This window comes from Clostridium estertheticum (genome assembly GCF_026650985.1).
In the GTDB taxonomy this organism is placed as follows: Bacteria; Bacillota; Clostridia; order Clostridiales; family Clostridiaceae; genus Clostridium_AD; species Clostridium_AD estertheticum_C.
On record NZ_CP086239.1, the window covers coordinates 1084712 to 1110790 of the forward strand.

25 protein-coding genes are annotated in these 26079 nt (G+C 30.5%); 21 read left to right on the plus strand and 4 right to left on the minus strand.

Annotated features, from left to right (window positions below; translation table 11 throughout):
• The first annotated feature begins 8 nt into the window (after positions 1-8).
• Together aspS and LL038_RS05480 are read left to right on the plus strand one after the other, a co-directional pair.
• Positions 9-1790 carry an aspartate--tRNA ligase gene (aspS, locus tag LL038_RS05475; RefSeq protein ID WP_216121557.1) on the plus strand — a complete coding sequence of 594 codons (1782 nt, stop codon included), beginning with the start codon at positions 9-11 and terminating at the stop codon, positions 1788-1790.
• Positions 1787-2089 carry a metal-sensitive transcriptional regulator gene (locus LL038_RS05480; RefSeq protein ID WP_152752383.1) on the plus strand — a complete coding sequence of 101 codons (303 nt, stop codon included), beginning with the start codon at positions 1787-1789 and terminating at the stop codon, positions 2087-2089. The genes aspS and LL038_RS05480 overlap by 4 nt, the downstream gene beginning before the upstream one ends.
• Positions 2090-2119: 30 nt before the next feature.
• Here LL038_RS05480 and LL038_RS05485 read toward each other — a convergent pair whose 3' ends face one another.
• Positions 2120-2545: a threonine/serine exporter family protein gene (locus LL038_RS05485; RefSeq protein WP_216121555.1), complete on the minus strand. Its 426-nt coding sequence runs from the start codon at positions 2543-2545 to the stop codon at positions 2120-2122.
• Positions 2542-3315, minus strand: coding sequence for a threonine/serine exporter family protein (locus LL038_RS05490; RefSeq protein ID WP_216121553.1), 774 nt, complete (start codon positions 3313-3315; stop codon positions 2542-2544). The genes LL038_RS05485 and LL038_RS05490 overlap by 4 nt, the downstream gene beginning before the upstream one ends.
• A 398-nt stretch (positions 3316-3713) precedes the next feature.
• On the opposite strand from LL038_RS05490, the gene glyA reads away from it, so the two are divergent.
• Positions 3714-4946 (plus strand): serine hydroxymethyltransferase, encoded by a 1233-nt coding sequence (gene glyA / locus LL038_RS05495; protein WP_375292998.1) that lies wholly within the window; start codon positions 3714-3716, stop codon positions 4944-4946.
• A gap of 133 nt (positions 4947-5079) precedes the next feature.
• Positions 5080-5853, plus strand: a complete 774-nt coding sequence (locus tag LL038_RS05500; RefSeq protein ID WP_216121752.1) for a histidinol phosphate phosphatase — start codon at positions 5080-5082, stop codon at positions 5851-5853.
• 70 nt (positions 5854-5923) lie between these two features.
• Here LL038_RS05500 and LL038_RS05505 read toward each other — a convergent pair whose 3' ends face one another.
• Together LL038_RS05505 and hisS are read right to left on the minus strand one after the other, a co-directional pair.
• Positions 5924-7273 carry an aminotransferase class V-fold PLP-dependent enzyme gene (locus LL038_RS05505; protein WP_216121549.1) on the minus strand — a complete coding sequence of 450 codons (1350 nt, stop codon included), beginning with the start codon at positions 7271-7273 and terminating at the stop codon, positions 5924-5926.
• 90 nt (positions 7274-7363) lie between these two features.
• Positions 7364-8683, minus strand: coding sequence for a histidine--tRNA ligase (gene hisS, locus LL038_RS05510; RefSeq protein ID WP_216121547.1), 1320 nt, complete (start codon positions 8681-8683; stop codon positions 7364-7366).
• Positions 8684-9213: 530 nt separating this feature from the next.
• On the opposite strand from hisS, the gene LL038_RS05515 reads away from it, so the two are divergent.
• The 17 genes from LL038_RS05515 to LL038_RS05595 all read left to right on the plus strand — a co-directional run bounded on the left by LL038_RS05515 (position 9214) and on the right by LL038_RS05595 (position 26027).
• On the plus strand, positions 9214-9654 hold the full coding sequence (locus LL038_RS05515; protein WP_216121544.1) for an RrF2 family transcriptional regulator: 441 nt from the start codon (positions 9214-9216) through the stop codon (positions 9652-9654).
• Positions 9647-10831, plus strand: a complete 1185-nt coding sequence (gene nifS / locus LL038_RS05520) for a cysteine desulfurase NifS (RefSeq protein ID WP_216121542.1) — start codon at positions 9647-9649, stop codon at positions 10829-10831. The genes LL038_RS05515 and nifS overlap by 8 nt, the downstream gene beginning before the upstream one ends.
• Position 10832: 1 nt before the next feature.
• Positions 10833-11261, plus strand: coding sequence for a Fe-S cluster assembly scaffold protein NifU (gene nifU / locus LL038_RS05525; protein WP_071612965.1), 429 nt, complete (start codon positions 10833-10835; stop codon positions 11259-11261).
• A 10-nt stretch (positions 11262-11271) separates the two neighbouring features.
• Complete coding sequence (mnmA, locus tag LL038_RS05530) at positions 11272-12348, plus strand: tRNA 2-thiouridine(34) synthase MnmA (RefSeq protein ID WP_216121540.1); 1077 nt, start codon at positions 11272-11274, stop codon at positions 12346-12348.
• Positions 12349-12511: 163 nt separating this feature from the next.
• On the plus strand, positions 12512-12895 hold the full coding sequence (gene nifU / locus LL038_RS05535) for a Fe-S cluster assembly scaffold protein NifU (RefSeq protein WP_216121538.1): 384 nt from the start codon (positions 12512-12514) through the stop codon (positions 12893-12895).
• 187 nt (positions 12896-13082) lie between these two features.
• Positions 13083-13592 carry a PRC-barrel domain-containing protein gene (locus LL038_RS05540; RefSeq protein ID WP_216121537.1) on the plus strand — a complete coding sequence of 170 codons (510 nt, stop codon included), beginning with the start codon at positions 13083-13085 and terminating at the stop codon, positions 13590-13592.
• Positions 13576-14604 (plus strand): AI-2E family transporter, encoded by a 1029-nt coding sequence (locus LL038_RS05545; protein ID WP_216121535.1) that lies wholly within the window; start codon positions 13576-13578, stop codon positions 14602-14604. The genes LL038_RS05540 and LL038_RS05545 overlap by 17 nt, the downstream gene beginning before the upstream one ends.
• Before the next feature lie 367 nt (positions 14605-14971).
• Entirely contained in the window at positions 14972-17617 is a 2646-nt protein-coding gene (gene alaS, locus LL038_RS05550; RefSeq protein WP_216121533.1) for an alanine--tRNA ligase, read from the plus strand.
• 177 nt (positions 17618-17794) lie between these two features.
• Complete coding sequence (locus LL038_RS05555; protein WP_071612958.1) at positions 17795-18052, plus strand: IreB family regulatory phosphoprotein; 258 nt, start codon at positions 17795-17797, stop codon at positions 18050-18052.
• Positions 18053-18125: 73 nt separating this feature from the next.
• A complete protein-coding gene (ruvX, locus tag LL038_RS05560) occupies positions 18126-18545 on the plus strand; it encodes a Holliday junction resolvase RuvX (protein ID WP_171297108.1) in 420 nt (139 codons plus the stop codon).
• A 70-nt stretch (positions 18546-18615) separates the two neighbouring features.
• Positions 18616-18873, plus strand: coding sequence for a DUF1292 domain-containing protein (locus LL038_RS05565; RefSeq protein ID WP_071612956.1), 258 nt, complete (start codon positions 18616-18618; stop codon positions 18871-18873).
• A 176-nt stretch (positions 18874-19049) separates the two neighbouring features.
• The gene (locus tag LL038_RS05570) at positions 19050-19502 is read left to right on the plus strand and encodes a Fur family transcriptional regulator (RefSeq protein ID WP_216121531.1); all 453 of its coding nucleotides are present in this window, start codon (positions 19050-19052) and stop codon (positions 19500-19502) included.
• Positions 19503-19749: 247 nt separating this feature from the next.
• Positions 19750-21576: a translational GTPase TypA gene (gene typA, locus LL038_RS05575; protein WP_216121528.1), complete on the plus strand. Its 1827-nt coding sequence runs from the start codon at positions 19750-19752 to the stop codon at positions 21574-21576.
• 162 nt (positions 21577-21738) lie between these two features.
• Complete coding sequence (locus LL038_RS05580; RefSeq protein WP_216121526.1) at positions 21739-22398, plus strand: O-methyltransferase; 660 nt, start codon at positions 21739-21741, stop codon at positions 22396-22398.
• Between the two features lie 15 nt (positions 22399-22413).
• On the plus strand, positions 22414-23637 hold the full coding sequence (locus LL038_RS05585) for a peptidase U32 family protein (RefSeq protein ID WP_216121524.1): 1224 nt from the start codon (positions 22414-22416) through the stop codon (positions 23635-23637).
• Entirely contained in the window at positions 23637-24260 is a 624-nt protein-coding gene (udk, locus tag LL038_RS05590; protein WP_216121522.1) for a uridine kinase, read from the plus strand. The genes LL038_RS05585 and udk overlap by 1 nt, the downstream gene beginning before the upstream one ends.
• A gap of 66 nt (positions 24261-24326) precedes the next feature.
• Entirely contained in the window at positions 24327-26027 is a 1701-nt protein-coding gene (locus LL038_RS05595) for a penicillin-binding transpeptidase domain-containing protein (protein WP_216121520.1), read from the plus strand.
• The last annotated feature ends 52 nt before the right edge of the window (positions 26028-26079 follow it).

Sequence of the window (26079 nt, forward strand, 5' to 3'; positions counted from 1 at the left end):
AAAATAAAATGGCAGAAGCATTAAATGGTTTAAAGAGAACCAATATGTGTGGAGATCTTAGAGAATCACACATATCAAATACAATAACAGTAATGGGCTGGGTTCAAAGAAAAAGAAATCTAGGGGGACTTGTTTTTATAGATTTAAGAGATAGAACAGGAATACTTCAATTAGTATTTGGAGAAGAAATAAACAAAGAAGCTTTTGAAAAAGCAGATAAAGTAAAACCAGAGTACTGCCTTGCTGTAACTGGTGAACTTGTTAAAAGACAGTCTCCAAATGAAAATCTACCAACAGGACTTGTAGAGGTTAAAGGAGAGAATATAAAAATATTATCTGAATCAGAAACACCACCTATATATATAAAAGAAGGTCTAGATGCAGCAGAAAATATACGTCTAAAATATAGATACCTAGATTTAAGAAGACCAGATATGCAGAAAATATTTATGATACGATCTAAAACAACTAAGGTTGTTCGTGACTTTTTAGATGAAAATGGATTCTTAGAAATAGAAACACCTATGCTTACAAAAAGTACTCCTGAGGGTGCCAGGGATTATCTAGTCCCAAGTAGAAATTACCCAGGTATGTTCTATGCACTTCCACAATCACCACAGCTATTTAAACAATTACTAATGGTGTCGGGGTATGATAAATACTTTCAACTTGCAAGATGTTTTAGAGATGAAGATTTGAGAGCTAATAGACAACCAGAGTTTACACAAATTGATATAGAGATGTCGTTTGTTGAAGAAGATGATGTTATGGCTATTAACGAAGCACTAATTAAAAAAGTATTTAAAGAAGTTGTGAATGAAGATGTTAAACTTCCTATAAGGCGAATGAAGTATAAAGAAGCTATGAGTAAATATGGTTCAGATAAGCCAGATATAAGATTTGGAATGGAAATCAACGATATTACAAGTGTCGTAAAAGATTCTGAATTTGTAGTGTTTAAAAGCGCTATAGAAAATGGTGGCTCAGTAAGAGCTATAAAAGTTGAGAATGCTGCAGATATGGGAAGAAAGAAATTAGACAAATTTGGTGAGTTTGTTAAGACTTATAGAGCAAAAGGGCTTGCCTGGATTGCATGTAAAGAAGATGGAATAAAATCACCTATGGCTAAGTTCTTTAATGACCAGCAAATGCAAGAAATACTCGATAAGGTAGAGGCAAAAACTGGAGATTTAGTGCTTATTGTTGCAGATAAGGATAGTATAACACTTCAAAGTTTAGGAGCCTTAAGATTACATGTAGCTAAAGAACTAGAAATTTTAAAGGATAATAAGGAATTTAATTTTGTATGGATTACAGAATTCCCTTTATTTGATTATAGCGAAGAAGAAAATAGATATATAGCAGCACATCATCCTTTTACAATGCCAATGGATGAGGATCTACAGTATCTTGAATCAGAGCCAGGTAGAGTTCGTGCTAAAGCTTATGATATAGTCTTAAACGGAGAAGAATTAGGTGGAGGAAGTATAAGAATACATAGTTCAGAGCTTCAAGAAACTATGCTTAAAGTCTTAGGATTTACACAGGAAAAGGCATGGGAAAGATTTGGTTTCTTACTAGAAGCGTTTAAATTTGGACCACCACCTCACGGCGGACTTGCTTTTGGACTAGATAGAATGATAATGTTTTTAGCGGGAACAGATAATATTAAGGATGTTATTGCTTTCCCTAAAAATCAAAATGCTTACTGTCCAATGAGTGAAGCACCAAACATGGTAGATGACAAACAGCTTAAAGAACTTGGTATTACAAAAGCTGAGGTAAAATGATAAATGATGATAAATCAATAAATGACGAATTAGTAAAAAATATCCAAGTTAGATTGAGAAAGATTGAGGGACAAGTTAAAGGTATAGAAAAGATGATAACGTGTGAAGCTTGTTGCAAAGACGTATTGGTTCAAGTTGCCGCAGCAAGAGCCGCTATGAATAAAGTTGGTGGACTTGTTTTAGAAAGATATACAAAAAACTGTCTTTTACATGAGGATAATGGTAGTGATGAAGAAAAGAATGAAGAAAAAGCTAAAATTGAAGAGCTAGTCTCAACTTTTCTTATGTTTTTAAAGTAAAAATAAAGAAGTAAAATTTGATATCAAATTTTACTTCTTTATTTTTTTGAAAATCGTACTTATTGAAGCTACCAATACTATTCCAAGTGCAATTGCACCTGCACTAAATAGTGTCTCAGCACCTTTGGTTAGGGCAACAGTAAAGTTACCTTTTACAGCTTCAAGGGTGGCATAATACATTCCACCACCGGGCACAAGGGGGATAATTGCACAGATTACAAACATAGTCACAGGATTTTTATATAATCTTGCCATTATTTCTGAATATATGCTACCAACCATTGATGCAAGAAACAATGAAAAAACGAGGGATGGTTGAAGTCTTCCAGAAATAAGATAAGTAAGCCAAGCAAGCCCTCCTCCAAGTGATGCAATTAATAAGTTTTTACCACGAATGTTAAATAATACTCCAAAACCTAGAGAGCTTAAAAATGCGTAAAAAGAATTAAGTATCATACAAGAGTACCTCCAAACAATAAGAACCAAATTTTGAAAATTATACTCGTGCCAGAAGATATGGCAACAGCTATAAACAAAGCTTCTATTGATCTAGATATACCAGAAACTAAATCTCCAGCAATAGTATCTCTTATTGCATTTGTAATGGCTATGCCAGGTACTAATAACATTATGGATCCTATTATTATAGTATCCATATTACCTACTAAATGAAGTGAGTTAGCTATTAGCGCTATGAGCGCAGCTACAGAACCGCCAAGTGTATTTTTTAAAAAACTATTTACTTCAAATTTATCTAAAAATAAACTTAAATAATTAATAAGGGCTCCGATTATAAAGGCTACAAAGAAATCTTTATAATTTCCACCAAAAAGTAACGTAAAAAATCCTGCGCAGAAAGCTGAAAAAAAAGTAGTAGTCTTTTCAGAATAAGGTTGTAAATTATTAATATATTCAATCTCTTTTTTTATATCCGCTATGGATAAAGGGGTCGATACAACTTGCCTTGATAGATTATTAATCATGGAAACCTTGCGAAGATTAACTGTCCTAATGTGAATTCTTCTAATTAATGAAATGGTCTGATTTTTACTATTAGTTATAGAAATCATAATGCCCGTAGGAGTAACAAAACTTTCAGTTCGTGATACGCCATAAGACTTACATATCATAGTTATTGTTTGCTCTACCCTATAAGTTTCCCCACCATTTTCTAAAATGATTTTACCTGCTTCAGCAGCGATTTGAATAATATCGTCAGTATACATATAATCTCCTTTCTGAATAAATTTAACTTTAGATATTATATAGTATATAATAATAAAATTGCTCTATTAGTATATACCATAAAGCTAATAAATTCTTATTAGTTAGAAAATTAAGTTATTTTATTTATTATTTTGCGGATTTCAATATGTCACTTATGATTAAAAAATGTGATTTAGGTAGTATTAATTTCTTATATTAATAATATTTTATAAGAAAAACCAGAAAATTTCATGAAATTAGCATGTTTTAGTTGATAATTATCGTATAAAATTTTATAATATACTTATACTATTTATTTCTGAAATTTCAGAGTATTATTTTTATTGATTTTTATAATTATTAATGGAATCATTTTATTAGATTATTTAATTTAAAAGACGAGAGGAAGGGTATGAACATGGAAGAATATTTAAAAAACAGTGATTTAGCAATTTATGAAATAATTGAGGAAGAGAATACAAGACAGGAGGATCATATCGAACTAATTGCTTCAGAAAATTTTGTTAGCAGAGCTGTACTTGAAGCAAATGGATCTATATTAACTAATAAATATGCAGAAGGATATTCTGGGAAAAGATATTATGGCGGTTGTGAAGTAGTTGATAAAGTAGAAGATTTAGCTCGCATGCGAATCAAAGAACTTTTCGGTGCTGAACATGCTAATGTGCAACCTCATTCAGGATCTCAAGCTAATATGGCTGTATATTTCTCTGTGCTTAAACCAGGAGATACAGTACTAGGTATGAATTTGAGCCATGGAGGACATTTAACTCATGGAAGTCCGGTAAATTTCTCTGGAATATTATATAATTTCGTTCCTTATGGTGTTGATTTAGAGACAGAAACAATAGACTATGAAAAAGTTAGAGCTTTGGCTAAAAAACATAATCCTAAAATGATAGTCATTGGAGCTAGCGCTTATCCAAGAGCTATAGATTTTAAACTATTTAGAGAAATATGTGATGAAGTTAATGCATATATGTTTGTAGATATGGCACATATAGCAGGCCTTGTTGCAACAGGCGCACATGAGTCTCCAGTTCCATATGCTGATTTTGTAACTACAACAACTCATAAAACTTTGAGAGGTCCTAGAGGTGGAGTAATTTTATGTAAAGAAAAATATGCAAAACAAATAGATAAATCTATTTTCCCAGGTATGCAAGGTGGACCTTTAATGCATACTATAGCAGCCAAAGCTGTTTGTTTCGGAGAAGCTCTTAAACCAGAATTTAAAGTTTATATTGAACAAGTGGTTAAAAATGCTAAGCTACTTGGAAAAGAACTTCAAAAATATGGTTTTAAATTAGTATCTGGTGGTACAGATAATCATCTTTTATTGATAGAATTAACAAATAAAAATATTACTGGTAAGGAAGCTGAAAAGTTATTAGATATCGTTGGGATTACAGTAAACAAAAATACTGTACCAAATGAAACTTTAAGTCCATTTGTTACAAGTGGTATAAGAATTGGTACACCAGCTGTAACTACAAGAGGATTTAAAGAAGAAGAAATGAAAATAATAGCTGAACTCATAAATGAAACTATAGAAAATAGAGAAGGAAATTTAGTACCAATTAGAGAGAAAGTAAAAGAATTATGTAACAGATTCCCATTATATAAATAGAAAGTATATAAATAGCAGTAACCTAATTTAAATAGGTTGCTGTTATATATTTTTGTATTGATTTTTGGTGCAATTAAAGGTATTAATATAATTAATAGATATTAAATATTCTAAAAAAATACAGGGGAGATGAATTATGATTGACTCACATATACATACAGATTTTTCTGATGACTCTGAAATGAAAGTTCAGTATGCTCTGGAACAATCAAGAAAAAGTGGTATAGGTATGATTTTTACAGAACATTTAGATTTAAAATTTCCCAAAGGTGCAGATATGATTTTTGATATAGATAAGTATTTTAATGACTATGAGAAATATAGGAGTAAAAAGCTTATGCTTGGAATTGAAATTGGAATGCAAGAAATTTGTTTAGAGGAAAATAAAGAAGTTGCAAACAAATATCCTTTTGACTATATAATTGGGTCTATACATGCAGTAGGTGGAGAAGATATTTACTACCCTAAATATTATGAAGACAAGACTAAGAAAGAAGCCTTTGACAAATATTTTTTAAGTATGATTGCGAATGTGGAGCAGTATGACTTCATTGATAGCTTAGGCCATATTGATTATATATCGAGATATGCAACTTACAATGATAAGGAAATACATTATCATGAATTTAATGAATATATAAATGAGATTTTTAAATCTATAGTACAAAACGAAAAAGCAATTGAAATTAATACTAGGCGTCTCGGAAACCGGGAAGCATATAATAATTTAATTAATATTTATAAAGCATACAGACAAATAGGTGGGAAATATGTAACCATAGGTTCAGATGCTCATAATGCAGAAGATATTGGTTCTTATTTTACTCAGGCTATTAGGCTCTGTGAAATATGCAACTTGAAACCTGTTTATTTTAAAGAAAGAAAAATGGAGTATATGACTATATAAAATAGAAAATCCATATATTATAAAAATAGTACACAAAGGTAGTGTACTATTTTGATTTAAAAAATACATATTAAAAGTCAAAAAGTGTCTTTTTCATATTTTCATATTTAATAATGTAATATTCTCTCCTTAAAGAAATTTGTTCTAGAGCATAAGCCAATATATCGATTTCCGCGTATGTGTTATAAAGTCCAAAACTAATTCTAACCATTCCTGGGTGATACAAATCAGGATTTTCTAAACGCTTAATTAGAAAGTCATTAGAAATACCTAGTAGCTTAACTAGGTATGGTTGGGCACAAAAACAACCACTTCTTACCGAGATGCCGCATTCATAGGAGAGTATTTTTGCAACCAGTGCGTGATGCATTCCGCATATATTAAATGGGATTATACTAACTCTGTCAACGCACCTAGAAGTGTCGCAATATATTTTAATATTTGGTATATTTTTTATTTTATTGATAGCATAGGTCGTCAATTTCTTTTCAACACGCTCCACGTTATCCATACCAATTTTACTCAATGTCCTAATAGCCGCGGCCAAAGCTATAGATCCTATAACATTTGGTGAGCCAGCTTCATGTCTTTGTGGAGAGTCATTCCATTTTATAAAATCATGAGTGACAATATCGACTGTTCCACCACCTACTAAATCAGGTTCACAATTATCTAAAATACTACTCGGGCCAATTAATACTCCAGTCCCAAAAGGCGCATACATTTTATGAGCAGAGAAAACCAGAAAATCTATATTACATTCTGAATTTTTACTATTCATTATAAAAGGAGCATGAGGAACTAATTGTGCTCCATCAATTAATAATTTAGAATTAAATTTATGAACTAGTTTAGCTATATCATATATAGGGTTTTTGTAGCCAGTTACATTTGAAGCACCTGTAATTGTGACTAAGCTTACATAATTATTGTACTTATTCAATTTAGACTCTAAATCATCTAAGGACAACTTCCCATCTTCATCTACAGAAATATATTCTACAATAAACTTATCTCTAAAGGGTAGGTCATTTGAGTGATGTTCCATATCTGTAGTTAATATAACATTTTTTTTATAAGGATTGTACAATAAATTGGATAGTTTATTAAGGGCTTCTGTGCAGTTTTTAACATATATAACTGTATTACTAGAATCGGAATTAACAAAGTTACTTACAATATTTCTAGAATCATCATATACTTTGGTAGTTAATTGGGACTTATATCCTTCGCCACGATGAATGGAGGAATACCATGGTGCAAAATCAATAATATCTTCCATAACAGATTTAAATGGTGGTGTAGTTGCTGCATTATCAAAATTAATTGCAGTAACCATTTTCCCAGATATAAGAGGGACCTTTTTATTTATGCCAAGTATCAAATCTCTGTAGCTTGGACTATTATCTTCACATGACATGATACTCCTCCCCGTAAAGTTATTTACAGTATATAATATTAGGATTACGAGGAAAAGGTGATACAAAATTATGATTTTGAAAAATATGACTTAAATATTAACCATTTTATAAGCTTCATCTAAACTAGTAGTTTTTTGCAAACCAGTGACCATATTTTTCACTGTAACAGTTTTATTTTGTATTTCTTCATCACCTATTAAAATTGTATATGGTATTCCTAATTTATTTGCATAACCAAGTTTCTTTACTATTTTAGTGTCCTCTAGGTAAATTTCTGTAACAATACCCTTGTCTCTTAAGGATTTTGCAAAAGAAATTGCATAATCAATAACATTATTATCAAGTGGGATGACGAGTACTTTTGTTATACAGCTGTTTGTATCATTTTTAAAGAATCCAACTTCATTTAATTGATAAAATAAGCGAGTTAATCCAATTGAAATCCCAACTCCTGGTAATTTTTGTTTTGTATAATATTCTGCTAAATTATCATAACGACCACCGGAACATACAGAACCAATAGATGGGTATTCGTTTAAAAATGTTTCATAAACCGTTCCTGTGTAATAATCAAGACCTCTTGAAATTTTTAAATCAATTTTAAAATTGTTATCTGGAACCCCAAACAATTTCACATATTTTGAAACGGTTGAAAGTTCACTTACACCATCTTTAAAGGTTGAATTAGAAATATCTAAATTCTTTAAAAATAGTAGGATATCTTCGTTGCTTCCACGAGCATTAATAAACTCAAGAATTTTATCTATAACTCCCTTACTTAATCCACTAGTTAGCAATTCTTGAGTAGCTATTACTACTCCAATTTTATCTATCTTATCAATAGTCCTTAGAACGTCAGATTTATCTTCAATACCTAAAGATTCAAAAAAACCATTTAGAATTTTTCTGTTATTTACTTTTATGGTAAAATCCTCGAAACCGAGATTATTAAATATTGAGTAAATGATACTAGGAATTTCAGCATCATTTAAAATGCTTAAATTGTTGCTTCCAACAATATCAATATCGCATTGATAAAATTCGCGAAAGCGCCCTTTTTGATTTCTCTCTCCTCTATATACTTTTCCAATTTGATATCTTCTAAAAGGAAAAGTTAAGGAATTAGAATTTTGAGCAACGTACCTTGCGAGAGGAACGGTTAAATCAAATCTAAGAGATAAGTCATTACTACCTTTTGAGAATCTATAGATTTGTTTTTCAGTTTCTCCACCACCTTTTGCGAGTAAAATCTCTGATTTTTCTATTACTGGAGTATCTATTGGCATAAATCCAAAACTTTCATAAGTTTTCCTTATTGTATCTGCTAATTTGTTGAACTCAATTTGATCTGCTGGTAATAACTCCATAAAGCCAGGTAAAATTGATGGTTTTACAATTTCATTTTTCATTATTAGTACCTCCTATAAAAACATAAAAAACCCGACATAAGTGTTGTACTTACATGGGTGATCATCCGCTAAAGTGCTTGTTAAATTATACTATATATAATTGAATACTTCAAGGATGAATATAAATTTAGTTTTTGTGTTATTTTAATAATTTTATGATTATGTAATATCGAGTATTATGGACATATTATCTGATTATTAGTGGATAATCAGATAATATGGGTTATGGATAGATATAATAAAAGAAAATACTTAAATTTATAGTTGACAAGAATACTAGGATTTGATATTATGAATTTAGAAAGTGTAGTAAAACACTCTACTTTAATAATAACTCATAAGGAAAGATTCACTATTATAAGCAGTTATTACATACTTAAACAGAGTGAAAACTTTAGGAGTGTAAATTTCCTTATGAATTTGTTAATGCTTCACCACCTGCGATGATAAATAACACCTTAGGTGATGATTGATAGCACTTAAGGTGTTAATAAATAGCTGCGCAGATGATGATAAAAAGGAGTGATTAAATGAAATTATCTACGAAGGGAAGATATGGAGTTAAAGCCATGGTAGATTTAGCGATAAATTATGGAGAACAACCTGTATCTATAAAGAGTATATCTGAAAGACAAGGTATATCTGAATATTATTTAGAACAATTATTTTCATCACTTCGAAAAGCCAAGCTTATTAAAAGTGTAAGAGGATCCCAGGGTGGATATTTACTCAATAGACCGCCTGCGGAAATAACTATTTATGATATTATTAATGTACTTGAGGGACCGATAGAAATTTCAACTTGTCTTCATGATGAAGAATGCACTAATATTGATTGTTGTGCCACTCGGCCATTATGGAAAAAAATTAAAAATAGTATAGATAGTGTAACTACTTCTATAAATTTAAAAGATATTGTATCTGATTATAACGAAATGACATTAATTAAAGGAGTGAAGGATAATGAATAAATCAATTTACATGGATCATGCTGCAACAACATATGTTAAACCAGAAGTTATGGAAGAAATGCTTCCGTATTTTACAGAATATTTTGGAAATCCATCTTCAATTTACACTTTGGCGAGGGAAACTAAAAAGGCAATTGATATTGGTCGTGACAAGGTAGCAAAAGCGATAAATGCTGATTCAAGCGAAATATTTTTTACAAGTGGTGGTTCAGAAGCAGATAATTGGGCTATAAAGGGTATAGCTTCTGCTTATAAGAAAAAAGGAAATCATATAATTACTACAGTAATTGAACATCATGCAGTACTTCATACCTGTGAATATTTAGCGAAAAATGGATTTGATATTACATATTTACCGGTAGATGAATATGGATTTATTAATATTAAAGATCTAGAAAATGCAATTACTGACAAAACAATTTTGGTATCGGTAATGTTTGCTAATAATGAGATTGGTACAATAGAACCAATAAAAGAAATAGGAGCATTATGTAGAAGTAAAAAAATACTTTTCCATACAGATGCAGTTCAAGCCGTTGGACACATACCAGTTGATGTGAAAGATATGAATATAGATTTATTATCACTTGCTGGTCATAAATTTTACGGACCAAAAGGCATAGGAGCTTTATATATACGAAAAGGTATTAAAATAGAAAATTTAATACATGGTGGTGGTCAAGAAAGAAATAAAAGAGCTGGTACTGAAAATGTAGCTAGCGTAGTTGGAATTGGTAAAGCTCTAGAACTAGCAGTTGAGAACATGGAAGAGAATAATAAAAAATTAGTTATTTTAAGAGATAAACTTATGAATGGATTATTAAAAGTACCTTTCACAAGGCTTAATGGACCAATAGGAGAAAAAAGACTTCCAGGAAACTCTAATATTAGTTTTAGATTTGTTGAAGGTGAATCCATATTGTTAATGCTCGATGCAAAGGGTATCGCAGCATCAAGTGGAAGTGCATGTACATCTGGGTCTTTAGATCCATCTCACGTGCTCCTTGCAATTGGCCTTATTCATGAAATAGCTCATGGATCACTTAGATTAACTTTAGGCGATGCTACCACTGAGGAAGAAGTAGATTATGTATTAGAAACAGTTCCAAAAGTTATACAAAGATTAAGAGATATGTCACCATTATATGATGACTACTTAAAGAAGGGGGAAAAATAATATGGATTACAGTGCAAAAGTTATGGACCATTTTACTAATCCAAGAAATGTAGGAGAAATTGAAAATGCTAGTGGTATAGGTGAAGTTGGTAACGCTAAATGTGGAGATATTATGAAAGTTTATTTAAAAGTTGAAGATAATATAGTAGTAGATGCAAAATTTAAAACCTTTGGTTGTGGATCAGCTATAGCTTCTTCAAGTATGGCAACAGAACTTATTAAAGGTAAATCTATAGATGATGCATGGACATTAACAAATAAAGCTGTAGCTGAAGCTCTAGATGGACTTCCAGCAATAAAAATGCATTGCTCGGTACTAGCTGAAGAAGCAATTCATATGGCAATAAATGATTATAGAAAAAAAGCTGGTCTAGAGGAATTTGATTATGAAGAACACGATGACATACATGGTGAAATACCAGAAGAATAGGTGATTTTAAATGAAGAAAAAAGTAGTTATTGGAATGAGTGGTGGAGTAGATAGCTCTGTAGCGGCATATCTTTTGCAAGAGCAAGGTTATGAGGTTATAGGAATTATGATGAAGCTCTCACCAGATAATCCAGATTATGAGGAAAATGAAGGCGGATGTTGTTCTATATCAGCTGCAAATGATGCAAGGCGTGTTGCTGATGTGTTAGATATACCATTTTATGTTATGAATTTTAAAGATGTTTTTAAAAAAAATGTTATTGATAATTTTATTGATGAATATATGGAAGGTAGAACTCCCAACCCTTGTATTGTATGCAATAGGACTATTAAATTCGATGAATTTTTAAGAAAAGCGAGAGCACTTGGTGCTGATTATATAGCTACAGGGCATTATGCTAAAATCGAAAAACAAGATGATAGGTACGTGCTTAAAAATGCAGAAGATAATAAGAAAGATCAAACATATGCTTTATATGGTTTAACGCAAGATCAACTAAGCCGTACTCTAATGCCTTGTGGAGAATATACTAAACCAGAAATACGAAAGATTGCAGAGAAAATTGGTCTTGAAGTTTTTAAAAAAAGGGATAGCCAAGAAATCTGTTTTATACCTGATAATGACCATGGAAATTATATTAAAAAATATAGTGGCAGGGTTATAAAACCAGGAGACTTTGTTGATAAGCAAGGAGTAGTTATAGGGAAACACAAGGGAATAGTGTATTATACTATAGGACAAAGAAAAGGACTGGGCATTGCTCTAGGAAAACCTGTATTTGTTAATGATATTAATCCTATTACTAATCAAGTAATAGTAGGTGATGAAGAAGATATCTTTAAAACTGGGCTCATAGCTAAAGATTTGAATTTTATTCTTTTTGATAAATTAACCTCAAATTTGAAAGTTACAGCTAAAATTAGATACTCGGCAATTCCACAATCGGCTACTTTAATTCCTATGGAAAATAATAGAGTAAAGGTTGTTTTTGATGAGAAACAAAGAGCTGTAACCAAAGGTCAATCGGTAGTTTTCTATTTAGAAAACTTAGTAGTTGGCGGAGGAATAATAGAGAAAATTTTATAAATTCAATATAAATATTGCTACTTTAGTGAATGATTATAGCAGAGGGATATCTAGTTAAAAACTAGATATCCCTCTGCGTTTATAAAAAATAATAGTTAATAGTATAAAGTAACGATTAGGATGCTGTTATCAACAATTTTATTGAGAGGAAAGGAGTAATACTATGGAATATAGTGATAAGGTTATGGAGCATTTTTATAGTCCAAGAAATATGGGTGTATTAGGTGATGCTAATGGTATTGGAGAAGCAGGAGACCCTAATTGCGGAGACATAATGAAAATCTATATTAAGGTAAAGGATAATATAATAATCAACGTTAAATTCAAGGCGTTTGGTTGCGGCTCAGCTATAGCATCGTCGAGTATTGCGACAGAACTTATAAAAGGAAAAACTTTAGAAGAGGCTTGGAAATTAACCAACAAGTCAGTTATTGAGGCTTTAGAGGGTTTACCCGTTGTGAAAGAGCATTGCTCTGTACTCGCAGAGCAAACTATACATAATGCAATAAATAATTATAGAGAGTCACAAAATCTGAAGCTTTGGTAGTATAATTCTAAATAAAAATAGAACTACATTGATTAGTACTCAATGTAGTTCTATTTTTATTTAATTATTTGAGTAAGTATAAATACTATTTTAATCATTTATATTTATTTTATGTAATATTTTTTATACTAATTGGAAAAGATAAGTATAAGAAAAACAATTAAATTATTTTGATATAGGAGATAATATGTTTAAAAGTAAAGATTTTATATTTATGAATGTTGTGAGTGTGGATGGTAAAAAAATTGGATTTATTAAAGACTTATTAATAGATTTTAATAAAGGTAAAGTAATTGGATTTCTAATATCCCCATACAATTTTTTTCAAAAAAATCTGAGTGTACTAAAAGAAGACATCATATACTTTAATAAAGATATGGTGGTTAAAAAAGTAGAAAAAAGTACACATTTATGCTTACATAGTTTTATTAGTATGGATGTAATAGATATATGCAGAAATGTATTGGGCATGGTGGAGGATATTACCTTTACAGGCAACAATTTTATAATAAAAGGGGTTATAGTATCTTCAGGATTTATTACAAATTTGCTTCGTGGGAAAAGAATAATATTAATAAATGAATTAATACTTGGTGAAGAAAATATTCTTTATATTCCAAATCACGATCAATATTGTTTTAAAAGTATGCCTCATAACTTTTTTGTACAGGGGAAATTAAATGAAAAAAATCAATAAAAAGAGGCTAGTTGTATGCGTTGTAAGCATTGTTATATTAATAGTAACAATCGCTATAGCTATAAGAATACCAATTATTAAACAATTACTAAATTTAATATTTATATCGTTTATTATAGCGTATGGTCTAAAACCATTATATATGCTTTTAATTAGAAGAGGGGTAAATAAAAAGGCAGCATCTGCTTTAATAGTAGTTGGGCTATTAGTTTTAATATTACTAATATTTATAGTGGTGATACCATCAATATTTAGAGAAAGTTTATCTATAAAAAAAGTAATAAACGATTTGGGGAGTTATTTAATCAATGCGAAAACAAAAATAAAGGTATTGAGTACGAATAAAATTATGGATAGTATTATAAACACTATATATTATAAATCTAATGCACAAATTCTTTTAATATTTAATAAGTTACTTGATTTTATCATGGGGCTTGGGGAGAATATATTAACTTATATGGTTTCGCCTTTAATAATATATTACTTTTTATGTGATAGTGAAAACATGATAAATAAGACACTTATAATTTTCCCACCAGAGAGCAGGAATATAATAAAAAAAATTATAGATGATATTGATAAGGTACTAGGTAGATATATTATGAGTCAGCTTATTTTATGTGGAATTATAACTATTGCTACTTTTTTAATCTTAATGTTTATGAAAGTTGATTTTCCATTAATATTAGCTTTGATAAATGGTATTTTTAACATAATACCATATTTTGGTCCTATATTTGGACTAATACCTATAATTTTGATTGCACTACTAGAATCTCCCAAAATAGCGTTATACACAACTATATGGATATTTGCACTTCAACAAATTGAAGGAAGTTTATTATCACCAAAAATAATTGGAGAAAGCATAAGTATGCATCCATTGACGGTAATATTATTATTAATGATAGGTGGAGCAGTTGGAGGAATATTAGGTATGATAGTTGCAGTACCACTAGGAGTAGTAATTAAAGTTATATACGAGGACTTAAATTATTATTTATTTTAGATGTTGTAATTAATTCTTAAATATTGACAAGAAATAGATTATTACTTATAATTTATATATAATAAGATATTTAGTTAAAATATGTTTTAATGAATAATTAAAGTTAATATTAGGTAATGATGAGAGTTAGTAAATATATGGAGTCATTTAGAGAGGAAGTGGGTGGTGAAAACTTCTTGATGGGTATATTGAAGCTATCTTTGAACCTGTTTTTATTGAGAGATATCGCTATATAGTTAATTTTATTAATTATATAGCGATATAATTAGGGTGGTAACGCGGAAAACTTTCGTCCCTTGTTTTAGGGAAGTGAAGGTTTTTTTGTATTATAAAAATTCATGAATTTTAAATAAACGGAGGAGATATTATGGAGAATTTAGGCTTGAATGAAATTAGAGAATCCTTTCTAACATTTTTTGAAGGTAAAAAACATCTTAGACTGGAGAGTTTCCCTCTAGTACCTAAGAATGATAATAGTTTATTACTTGTAAATGCAGGTATGCAACCACTTAAATCATATTTCACAGGAATTCAAACACCACCTAGTGTTAGAATAACTGATTGTCAAAAGTGTATTAGAACAGGAGATATCGAGAATGTGGGTAAGACATCAAGGCATGGTACTTTCTTTGAAATGCTAGGGAATTTTTCTTTTGGTGATTATTTTAAGCAGGAGATTATTCCATGGGCTTGGGAATATGTAACTGAGGTTTTAAATATACCAAAAGAAAAGTTATATGTAACTGTATACTTAGATGATGATGAGGCTTTTAATATATGGAATAAAAATACCGATATTGATCCTCTACATATTTTCAAATTAGGAAAAGAAGAGAACTTTTGGGAAATAGGTCAAGGACCTTGTGGTCCAAGTTCAGAAATACATTTTGATAGAAATGTAAAATTAGGTAGAATAAAGACTAGTGAAGAATTTATAGAAGCAGGAAATCAAGATAGAATAATAGAATTTTGGAATTTAGTATTTACTCAATTTGATAAGGACGAAAAAGGTAACTATAATAAATTAAAGAATCCTAACATAGATACAGGTATGGGGCTTGAGAGAATATCTGCTATAATGCAAGGCACAGATAGTATATTTGAAGTGGATACTATAAAAAACATTTTAAATGAAGTATCAAGGGTTACAGGTGCTAAATGTGAAGAAAGCCCTGCAATCGACGTATCGTTAAAAATTATAACTGACCATGTTAGGAGCACAACTTTCATGATAAGTGATGGAATACTTCCGTCTAATGAGGGGAGAGGTTACGTTTTAAGACGTCTAATAAGGCGTGCTGCAAGGCATGGTAGACTACTTGGAATTAAAAATACTTTTTTATATGAACTCTGTGATATGGTTATAAAAAATTCCTGCGTAGCATATCCTGAACTTAAGGAGAAAGCATCTTATATTAAGAAAGTTGTAAAAATTGAAGAGGAAAGATTTCTTGAAACTATAGATGCAGGCATGGATATATTAAAAGGGTATATACAAGAACTTGAAGTCAATAACGATAAAATATTAGGTGGAGATAAGGCTTTTAAATTGTATGATACCTATGGATTTCCATACGAACTTACAGAAGAAATACTCGAAGATGTAGGCATAAAGATTGATTTGAAAGAATTTAATACCGAAATGCAAAATCAGAGGCAGATGGCAAGAGATGCCAGGGGACAGTCAGATTACATGGGTAACGCAGACAATGTTTTGAATTTAATTCCTAAAGATATAGAAATTAAATTTGAAGGGTATGATAAAACTGAATTGTTTTCTAAAGTAAAAGTTTTAATTAGTGAAGACGAGATTGTTACAGAACTTTCAAAAGGTTCAAAGGGAATAATTGTAACAGAAGTGACACCTTTTTACGCTGAAATGGGAGGCCAAATCGGAGACAAGGGAATAATCTTTAATGATAATTTTAAGGCAGAGGTTTATGATTGTAAAAAGAGTATTTCTGGGAAAATTGTACATCTTGTCAAAATGATTGATGGAACATTACTAACAGGTGAATTAGTAACTCTTAAGGTTAACGAGGATAGAAGGAATGAAATTTGTAGAAATCATTCAGCAACACACATGCTGCAAGAAGCTTTGAAAAAGGTATTAGGAGATCATGTTCATCAATCAGGATCATATGTAAATGAAGATAGATTAAGGTTTGATTTCACCCATTTTTCAGCATTAACGGAGAAGGAAGTTATTAAAGTCCAAAAGATAGTCAATGACAATATTTTAAAGGCATATACAGTTAATACGAGTGTCATGACTATAGAAAAGGCTAAGGAAAGTGGAGCTATAGCTTTATTTGATGAAAAGTACAAAGATGATGTTAGAGTTGTATCTATAGGTGAATTCAGTAAGGAATTATGTGGAGGTACTCATGTTAAAAACACAGGAGAAATAGGCCTTTTTAAAATTTTATCTGAATCAGGGGTAGCTGCAGGGGTTAGAAGAATTGAAGCTATAACGGGTATTAATTCTATTGAATTTCTAGAGGATAAAAACAATCAATTAAAAGATATTGCGAGTACATTAAAATGCTCAGAAAAGGACATAATTAATAAATTACAACTTCAATTAGTTGAATTAAAAGACAAAGAGAAGGAAATAATATTATTAAAAGGAAAACTAGCTAGTTCTTCAGTCGATGAAATGTTAAACAATGTTAAAGAAGTTAAAGGTGTTAAAGTGATCTGTGGTACTGTACGCAACATGGACTCAGAGGCATTAAGGGATTTAGCTGATAAACTTCGCGATAAACTCGGCGATGGTGTAGTAGTACTTGGAAGTAGTGTAGGTGACAAAGTACAGTTTATTGCAATGGCATCTAAGTCTGCGATAGATAAAGGAATTCATTGTGGAAAAATAATTAAAGAAGTAGCTAAAATTGCTGGTGGTGGTGGCGGCGGTAGACCGAATATGGCAGAGGCTGGCGGAAAACTTCCGGATAAATTAGATGAAGCAATAGATAATGTATGCTCTATTATTGAAAGATTAGTAAAATAGTATACTTTTTGTAATAGTTGTTTTATAATATAATTAATTAGAAATAATTTAATTATCGTTAGTATGTAATTGTACAATTTTTTATAAGAAATATAAAATATTACGAAGTTATTTCCGAGTGTACTAAAACATGGTATATTATGGTATTTAGTGTATTATAAGGAAGGGGTGTATAGAATGGATAGTAATCAAAATACAGTCCAATTTGATTTTGTAAAAGATAAAAAGGATTTAACAAAAACTATTTTAACTGACGTATATAATTCGCTTATAAAAAAGGGATATAACCCAGTAAATCAAATGGTAGGATATTTAATTTCTGGAGATCCTACATATATAACGAACTATAATGGAGCAAGGGCGTTAGTAAGAAAGCTAGAAAGAGATGAAATATTAGAAGAAGTTTTAAAATCTTATCTAGACATAAAAAAATAAAATGCCCATATGGGCATTTTATTTTTTAAGATAATACTGTAATATAATAAGGCTAATGGTAAAGGAGGTTTACATGAGAATACTAGGATTAGATATTGGAGATAGAACAATAGGGATAGCTGTGTGTGATCCACTTGGTTTAACGGCGCAAGGAATTACAACAATTAAAAGAAAAAGTATAGTAATAGACATAGAAGAAATTGATAAAATATGTAAAAAGTATAATGTAGAAAGTTTTGTATCAGGACTTCCTAAAAATATGAATGGTACTATTGGACCTCAAGGAGAAAAGGTTCAACGGTTCTGTGAAAAGCTCCGAGAAACATTGAACTTAGAAGTGAAAATGTGGGATGAAAGATTAACTACAGTCGCTGCTAATAGAGTAATGCTTGAGGGGGATTTATCAAGATCGAAACGAAAAAAAATTGTTGATAAAATTGCAGCTACATTCATTTTGCAAGGATATTTAGACAGTTTAGGCACACGTTTATAAAACGAACTATCACAAAACATGAGATTAAATTAAAATATTATTTATTACATAATGCAAAAGGAGATAAAAAATGGATAACAATGTAGAGACTGTACTATTATATGATGAAGAAGGTAAGGAAATAGAATTTGATGTGCTGACAAAATTGGACATTAAAGATAAGGAATATGTTATAGTTGCACCAACTGGAGAGGAAGACATTGATGCAATTGCACTAAGAATTGAAAAGGATGAAGATGGTAATGATATTTTAGTTACAATAGAAGACGATGAAGAGTTTGAAATGATTTCAGAAGCGTATGATGCGATTTCTTCTGATGAGATTTAATCCTATTATAGAGGAAAACCTCAATTAAATTGAAAAATTTTAAACAAATTATCCTGTTTTCTTAATACTAAATGATTATCAATTGACATTGCTTGAAAAAAGTATTAAAATAAACCTATAGTAAAGAAATTTATACTTATAGGTCAAATGATGGTTATAAGAAAAGGGGTATATATATGTCAAAGGTATCTCCAGAGAGCGTTGAGAGTTTAAAAGAAACCTTAAAACAAGAGGGATATAAACTAACTCCACAGAGAAGAGCTATTTTAAATGGAATAATTAAAAGTGAAGGTAGCCATCTTACTGCGGAAGAACTATATGACTTGGTTAAAATTGACTGCCCAGAAATAGGTCTTGCTACAATTTATAGAACCGTTCAACTTTTAGAAGATATGGGCGTAATTAGAAAATTTGATTTAGATGATGGATGTAGCAGATATGAGCTTAACCATCAAGATGAGCACCATCAGCATCATCATCTTATATGTAATCGCTGTGGTAAAGTACTAGAAGTACAAGGAGATTTACTTGAAGAATTAGAATCAATTGTTGAAAAAGAATATAATTTTAAGATTGAAGACCATAGTTTGAAATTTTATGGTGTTTGTGAAAAATGTGCAGGCAAATAATTTTTAAACAATAGCATATAAAGTGAATGTTTGGATTTATATGGGATTATATAATAAAAAAACTAATTAAATGATATAATTTAAGTGAATTTATCATTTCTTAATATTGAGTAACAGACACAGTTGACTTTTTTGCAAGATAATATTAGAATAAGTATAGTAAATGCGAAAATTGGATACTTCAAGGCGTATCCAATTTTCGTTTGTGTAAAATGTGTAAACACATGAAAAAAATTGGAGGATTAATATGAATTTATTTACAAGAAATGACGTTAGAAATATAGCAATTATTGCCCACGTAGATCACGGCAAGACAACACTAGTGGATTGTTTACTTAAACAAAGCAATGTTTTTAGAGCAAATGAAAAAGTACAAGAGAGAGTAATGGATTCAAATGACTTAGAAAAAGAAAGAGGAATAACAATTCTTTCTAAAAATACTGCAGTAATGCATAATGGAATTAAAATAAATATAGTTGATACTCCAGGACATGCTGATTTTGGTGGAGAAGTTGAACGTGTGCTTAAGATGGTTGATAGTGTACTTCTTGTAGTTGATGCATATGAAGGTCCAATGCCACAAACTAAATTTGTTTTAAAGAAAGCATTAGAATTAGACCTTAGACCTATCGTTGTTATAAACAAAATTGATAGAAAAGATGCTCGTCCAACTGAAGTTCTTGATGAAGTCTTTGACCTATTTGTTGAACTTGGAGCAGATGATGAACAATTAGATTTTGCAGTTGTATATGCTTCTGCTAGAGAAGGGTTTGCAAAACTTGAAGTTGATGATGTAAGTGATAACATGGAACCATTATTTGATTCTATAGTAAAGAATGTAAAGGCACCAGAAGGATATTTAGATATGCCACTTCAAATGCTTATTTCTACTATTGATTATAATGAGTATGTTGGAAAAATTGGAATAGGAAAAATCCAAAGAGGATCAATTAAAAGAAATGAACAAGTTGCACTTATAGCTAAAGATGGATCGATAAGCAACGTTAAAGTTTCAGCTCTTTTCGTTTATGATGGACTTAAGAGAGTAGAAACTGAAGAAGCAATGCTTGGTGATATAGTAGCAGTTTCTGGTATTCCAAACATTAACATTGGTGAAACAATAGCTGATGCACTTGAGCCAGAGGCACTTCCATTCGTTGAAATTGATGAACCTACTTTAACTATGAATTTCATGGTTAATAATTCTCCTTTTGCAGGTCAAGAAGGAACTTTTGTAACATCAAGACACATAAGAGATAGACTTATGAAAGAACTTGAAACAAATGTTAGTTTAAGAGTAGTAGAAGCTGAAGAAGCAGATGGTTTTGAAGTAAGTGGAAGAGGCGAACTTCATCTTTCAGTTCTAATTGAAACTATGAGACGTGAAGGATATGAATTCCAAGTGTCAAAAGCTAATGTTATATACAAAGAGGAAGATGGACATAAAACAGAGCCAATTGAATTCCTTACAATTGACGTTCCAGAAGAATTTATGGGCGTTGTTATGGAAAAAATGGGACCTAGAAAAGCAGAAATGGTTAATATGACTTCTGCTATAAATGGATACACTAGATTAGAATTTAAAGTACCATCAAGAGGATTGATTGGGTTTAGAAGTGAACTTATGACCGATACTAAGGGTAATGGTATAATGAATCACGTTCTAGATGGTTACGATAGATTTAAGGGCGAGATTCCAGACAGAAGTAGGGGTTCACTAATTGTATTTGAAGGTGGAGAAACTATAACTTACGGATTATTTAATGCTCAAGATCGTGGTACTCTTTTCTTAGAACCAGGAGTACCTGTATATGCTGGAATGATTGCTGGAGAATGTGCAAGAAGTGGAGACATGGAAATAAATGTTTGTAGAAAGAAACAATTAACAAACACTAGATCTTCAGGAGCAGATGAATCACCAAAACTTGTTCCAGTAAAACCTATGTCACTAGAGCAGTGCTTAGAATTTATAGCAATAGATGAGCTAGTTGAAATTACTCCTCTAAATATTAGGATGAGAAAAAGAATATTAGACTCAGGTGAAAGAAAAAGAGCCGGTGGCAAAAAGAAATAAATAAAACAAAAAGTAAATAATTTTATTAATAAAAAAGAAAACCGCATAATTAATTTATATGGTTTTCTTTTTTAATATAAAAGTTTTTTATATACATATTAATATAAAGATGAAGCGCAAGGAATTTAGATAACTTGTGTTATTAATTTTGGAGGAAAGTAAATGAGTGGGGTAACATATGATTATATGGAGCAATATTTAAGAGAACTTATACCAAGTAATAGTGGTATTTTAGATGATCTAGAAAAGTTTTCTATTAAAAACAGAGTTCCTATAGTTCAAAAGGAAACTGCAAAATTTTTAGAGTTAATGGTAAAAATGAATAAACCTAAAAAGATCTTAGAACTTGGAACTGCTATAGGATATTCTGCTATTTTAATGAATATCGCATCATCTGGTTTAAGTGAAATTACAACTATTGAAAGAGATCAAAGAATGATAGAAATTGCAACTGCTAATATAGCAAAATGCGGACTGCAAAGTAAAATCACTATTGTAAAAGGAGATTGTTTAGAGCTTTTAGAAAGTCTCCAGGATGAATATGATATGATTTTTATGGATGCGGGTAAAGGACATTATAATCATTTTCTTCCTAATTGCTTAAGACTTTTAAAAAAAGATGGAGTTCTTATTGCAGATAATGTATTATTTAGAGGAATGGTTGCATCAAAAGAACTTGCAACACATAGAAAAATCACTATAATAAAACGTATGAAAAGCTACTTAGAACTAGTATCTAGTAATGATGACCTTATAACTTCTGTAATACCAATGGGAGATGGCATATCAGTTACGGTAAGAAAGAATATAGGTAGCAGATAGGGGGGAATAAAACTTATGAAACCAGAAATACTTGCACCAGCAGGTAATTTAGAAAAATTGAAAGCAGCTATAAATTTTGGCGCAGACGCGGTTTATTTAGGCGGAAGTAAATTAAATTTAAGGGCGTTTGCCGATAATTTTAGTAATGAAGATTTAAAAGAAGGAATAGAATTTGCACACTTAAGGGGTAAAAAGGTCTATGTTACTTTAAATGTTTTTCCTCATAATGATGACTTAAATGGTCTAGAAGATTATTTAAAAGAAGTATATGAGATAGGCGCAGATGCTATTATTGTATCTGACCCAGGAATTATTATGACAGCGAGGGAAGTAGTACCAAATTTAGAAATACATTTAAGCACTCAAGCTAATAATGTAAATTATAAGTCTGCTATTTTTTGGCATAAACAAGGGGTTAAAAGAATTGTTCTTGCAAGAGAATTATCGTTAAAAGAAATTAAAGAAATTAGAGCAAAATTACCTGATACTTGTGAACTTGAAGCCTTTGTTCATGGCTCTATGTGTATGTCATATTCAGGAAGATGTCTTATGTCAAATTACATGACTGGTCGCGATGCAAATCGTGGGCAATGTGCTCAGCCATGCAGATATAAATATTTTTTAATGGAAGAAAAAAGGGATGGAGAATATTTTCCAATAATTGAAGATGATAAAGGCTCTTATATAATGAATTCAAAGGACTTATGTATGATAGAACACATACCAGAACTTATGGAATCAGGTGTAATGTCCTTTAAAATAGAAGGAAGAATGAAAAGCTCATATTACGTCGCTTCTGTATGTAAATCCTATAGGGAAGCCTTGGATGCGTATGTAACAGATGGAGCAAATTATAAATTTCAACAAAAATGGTTGGATAATCTATTAAAACCTAGTCACAGACAATTCTATACTGGATTTTATTTTGGGGATCCTAACAATCAGATATATGAATCTTCGTCATATATTAGAAATTATGATATAGTTGGAGTAGTAAGAAAATATGATGAAAAAAGTAATATTGCAACAATTGAACAAAAAAATAAAACGTATCTTGGCGATATTGTTGAAGTACTAAGACCAAAAGGCGACAACATTTTAATTACATTAGATGATATGAAAAACTCTAAGGGAGAAAGTATACCATCTGCCCCAAGTGCTCAGATGATCTTTACTGTAATTGTTAAGGAAAAACTTTGCGAAAATGATATCCTTATTAAGGCTAAGGAGAAAAAGTGATGAATCATCCTATACTAATCGGTATAACTGGCGGGACAGGTTCTGGAAAGAGCACTATTGCTAGAGAAATATATAAACATTTTGATGAGTCATGTATTGCTATGATTGAGCAAGATTCTTATTATAAAGATCAAAGTGAACTTTCTCTTGAAGATAGAATTAAAACAAACTATGATCATCCTGATGCATTTGATTCGCAGCTTTTAGTGGAACATTTTAATCTTCTTTTAAAAGGTAAAGCTATTCAAAAACCTATATATGATTTTAAAATATTTAACAGAACAAAAGAAACAATTTCTGTAAAACCTAAGGATATAATTATATTTGAAGGAATACTTATATTGGATAATAAAATTCTTCGTGATATGTTAGATATTAAAATATATGTAGATACTGATGCAGATGTAAGATTTATAAGAAGACTTACAAGGGATATTAAAGAAAGAGGAAGAACAATGGAGTCTGTTATAAAGCAATATCTAAACGTAGTTAAACCGATGCATGAGCAATTTATAGAACCTACTAAAAGATACGCAGATATTATAATACCAGAAGGTGGACATAACAAGGTAGCTATTGATATAATTAATGCAAATATAAGTCAGATACTACAAAGGCGATAAAAATAATACATGAGCAGTATAAAACATCTCATTTTAGGCTAGAATTAGTCTAGGGGAGGTGTTTTTATGTCTAGTAGAAACAACATTTTTGGTTACTCGAATCAAAATAATGAAATTAGAAAAAGAACTTGGCTAGTGATGGTTTTATTTACGCTATTATTTTGTTTTTTAATTTATCGAGTTTCAAATTACATGTATTTTAACTCAAAGCCATTAAAAACAATGGCTGATGCACAGTATACTATTGATGAAAAATATGGTGCTTTATATAAGTTATTTGATTGTAATGGAGATGACCTTTTAACTTATAAAGAAAAATATTATGCGATTATAGATCCGGTGGATTATACTAGATTTAATGAATTCACCAGTAAATATGACTTAGAAACATTAACAATTACACTTAGAAATTACAATAAAACATATGATTTAGAAAAAATTAAAGGAACCGGTAATGGAGAAAAATTAAGATATGAAATTGATAAAGTTACATATGAAAAGCTTAAAGATATTAAAAAGGTAAAAGGGTTTTATACTTATTGTTCTACTGATGTTGTAAAGGATGGGTATTGGAGGACAGAAAATATATTGACAAGTACAACTTATAATAAAATGAGTGTTAACCCAGTATCTAAAAAGGAAGTTAGTAATACTGTATCTAAGAGCGCTGATTCGCTGGAAATGCAAATATATAATAAAACTAAAAGGAATGAATACACAAAAACTAGATTTGCTAAAGGAGTTAATGGTGAAATGGGAGCAGCTACAACTGTTACGCCTAAAAACAACATAAATGTAAGGCTTACAATAGATAAACAAATTCAAGATAAAGTTGAGTATATTCTTCACAATGAAAAATATAATAAAATTGGTGTTGTACTAATGGAGAGTAGTAGTGGAAAAATAAGGGCTATGGCACAAAAAGATGATAATGCATATAATATAAATCTAGGATATCCGAGTACTAATGGTGCTTTGCCAGGATCAATTTTTAAGGTTATTGTTGATGAAGCTGGTATAGATATGAATAAAATAGATAATAGCGAGCATTTTACAATAAATCCTAAATTATTCACCCAAGAGAACTTTAAAGGAAATACATTTACTGTAGCAGAGGCTTTAGTCAAATCTTCAAATAACATATTCGCTCAGATAGGTTGGAAGGTTGGCGTTCAAAATATATATAATTATGCCCGAAAACAAGGCATGTTAAGTAAAGTATTAAATTTTCAGCAAGAGGATACTGGTAACTTTCAGGAGGATATATCAAATCCTACATATGCCCAAACGAGCCAGACAGCCATTGGTCAAAATGTTACAATAACCCCATTAGAAGCACTTAGCATTCCCAATACTATTATAAATAATGGAGTATATGTTAAGCCAAGTATAATAGATGCATATGTAAATGACAAGAAAGAAGTTTTAGAGAAAATTAAACTTATAACCACTACCGTATTAAAAAAAGAAACGGCAGAAACGGTTAAACTTCATATGATTGATGTTGTGAATAAAGGAACCGGTGATGCGGCTTACATTAAAGGTATGGATATAGGCGGGAAAACAGGTACTACTACATATGAGAAAGGAAACAAATCTGATGGCTGGTTTGTAGGGTTTTTCACTTTAAATGAAAAAAATTATTCTATGGTTGTATATGTGAATGATATTAAGATGAATAGACTAGGTATTGCAGATGAAGAAGGTGGAGGTACAGCTGCTCCAATATTTAAAAAAGTAGTTAATGCGCTTAAAAATATGCAGTAATAAATTTATATAAAGATTAAAAAAATTTCTAAGTACAGGCACTTTTAATAAA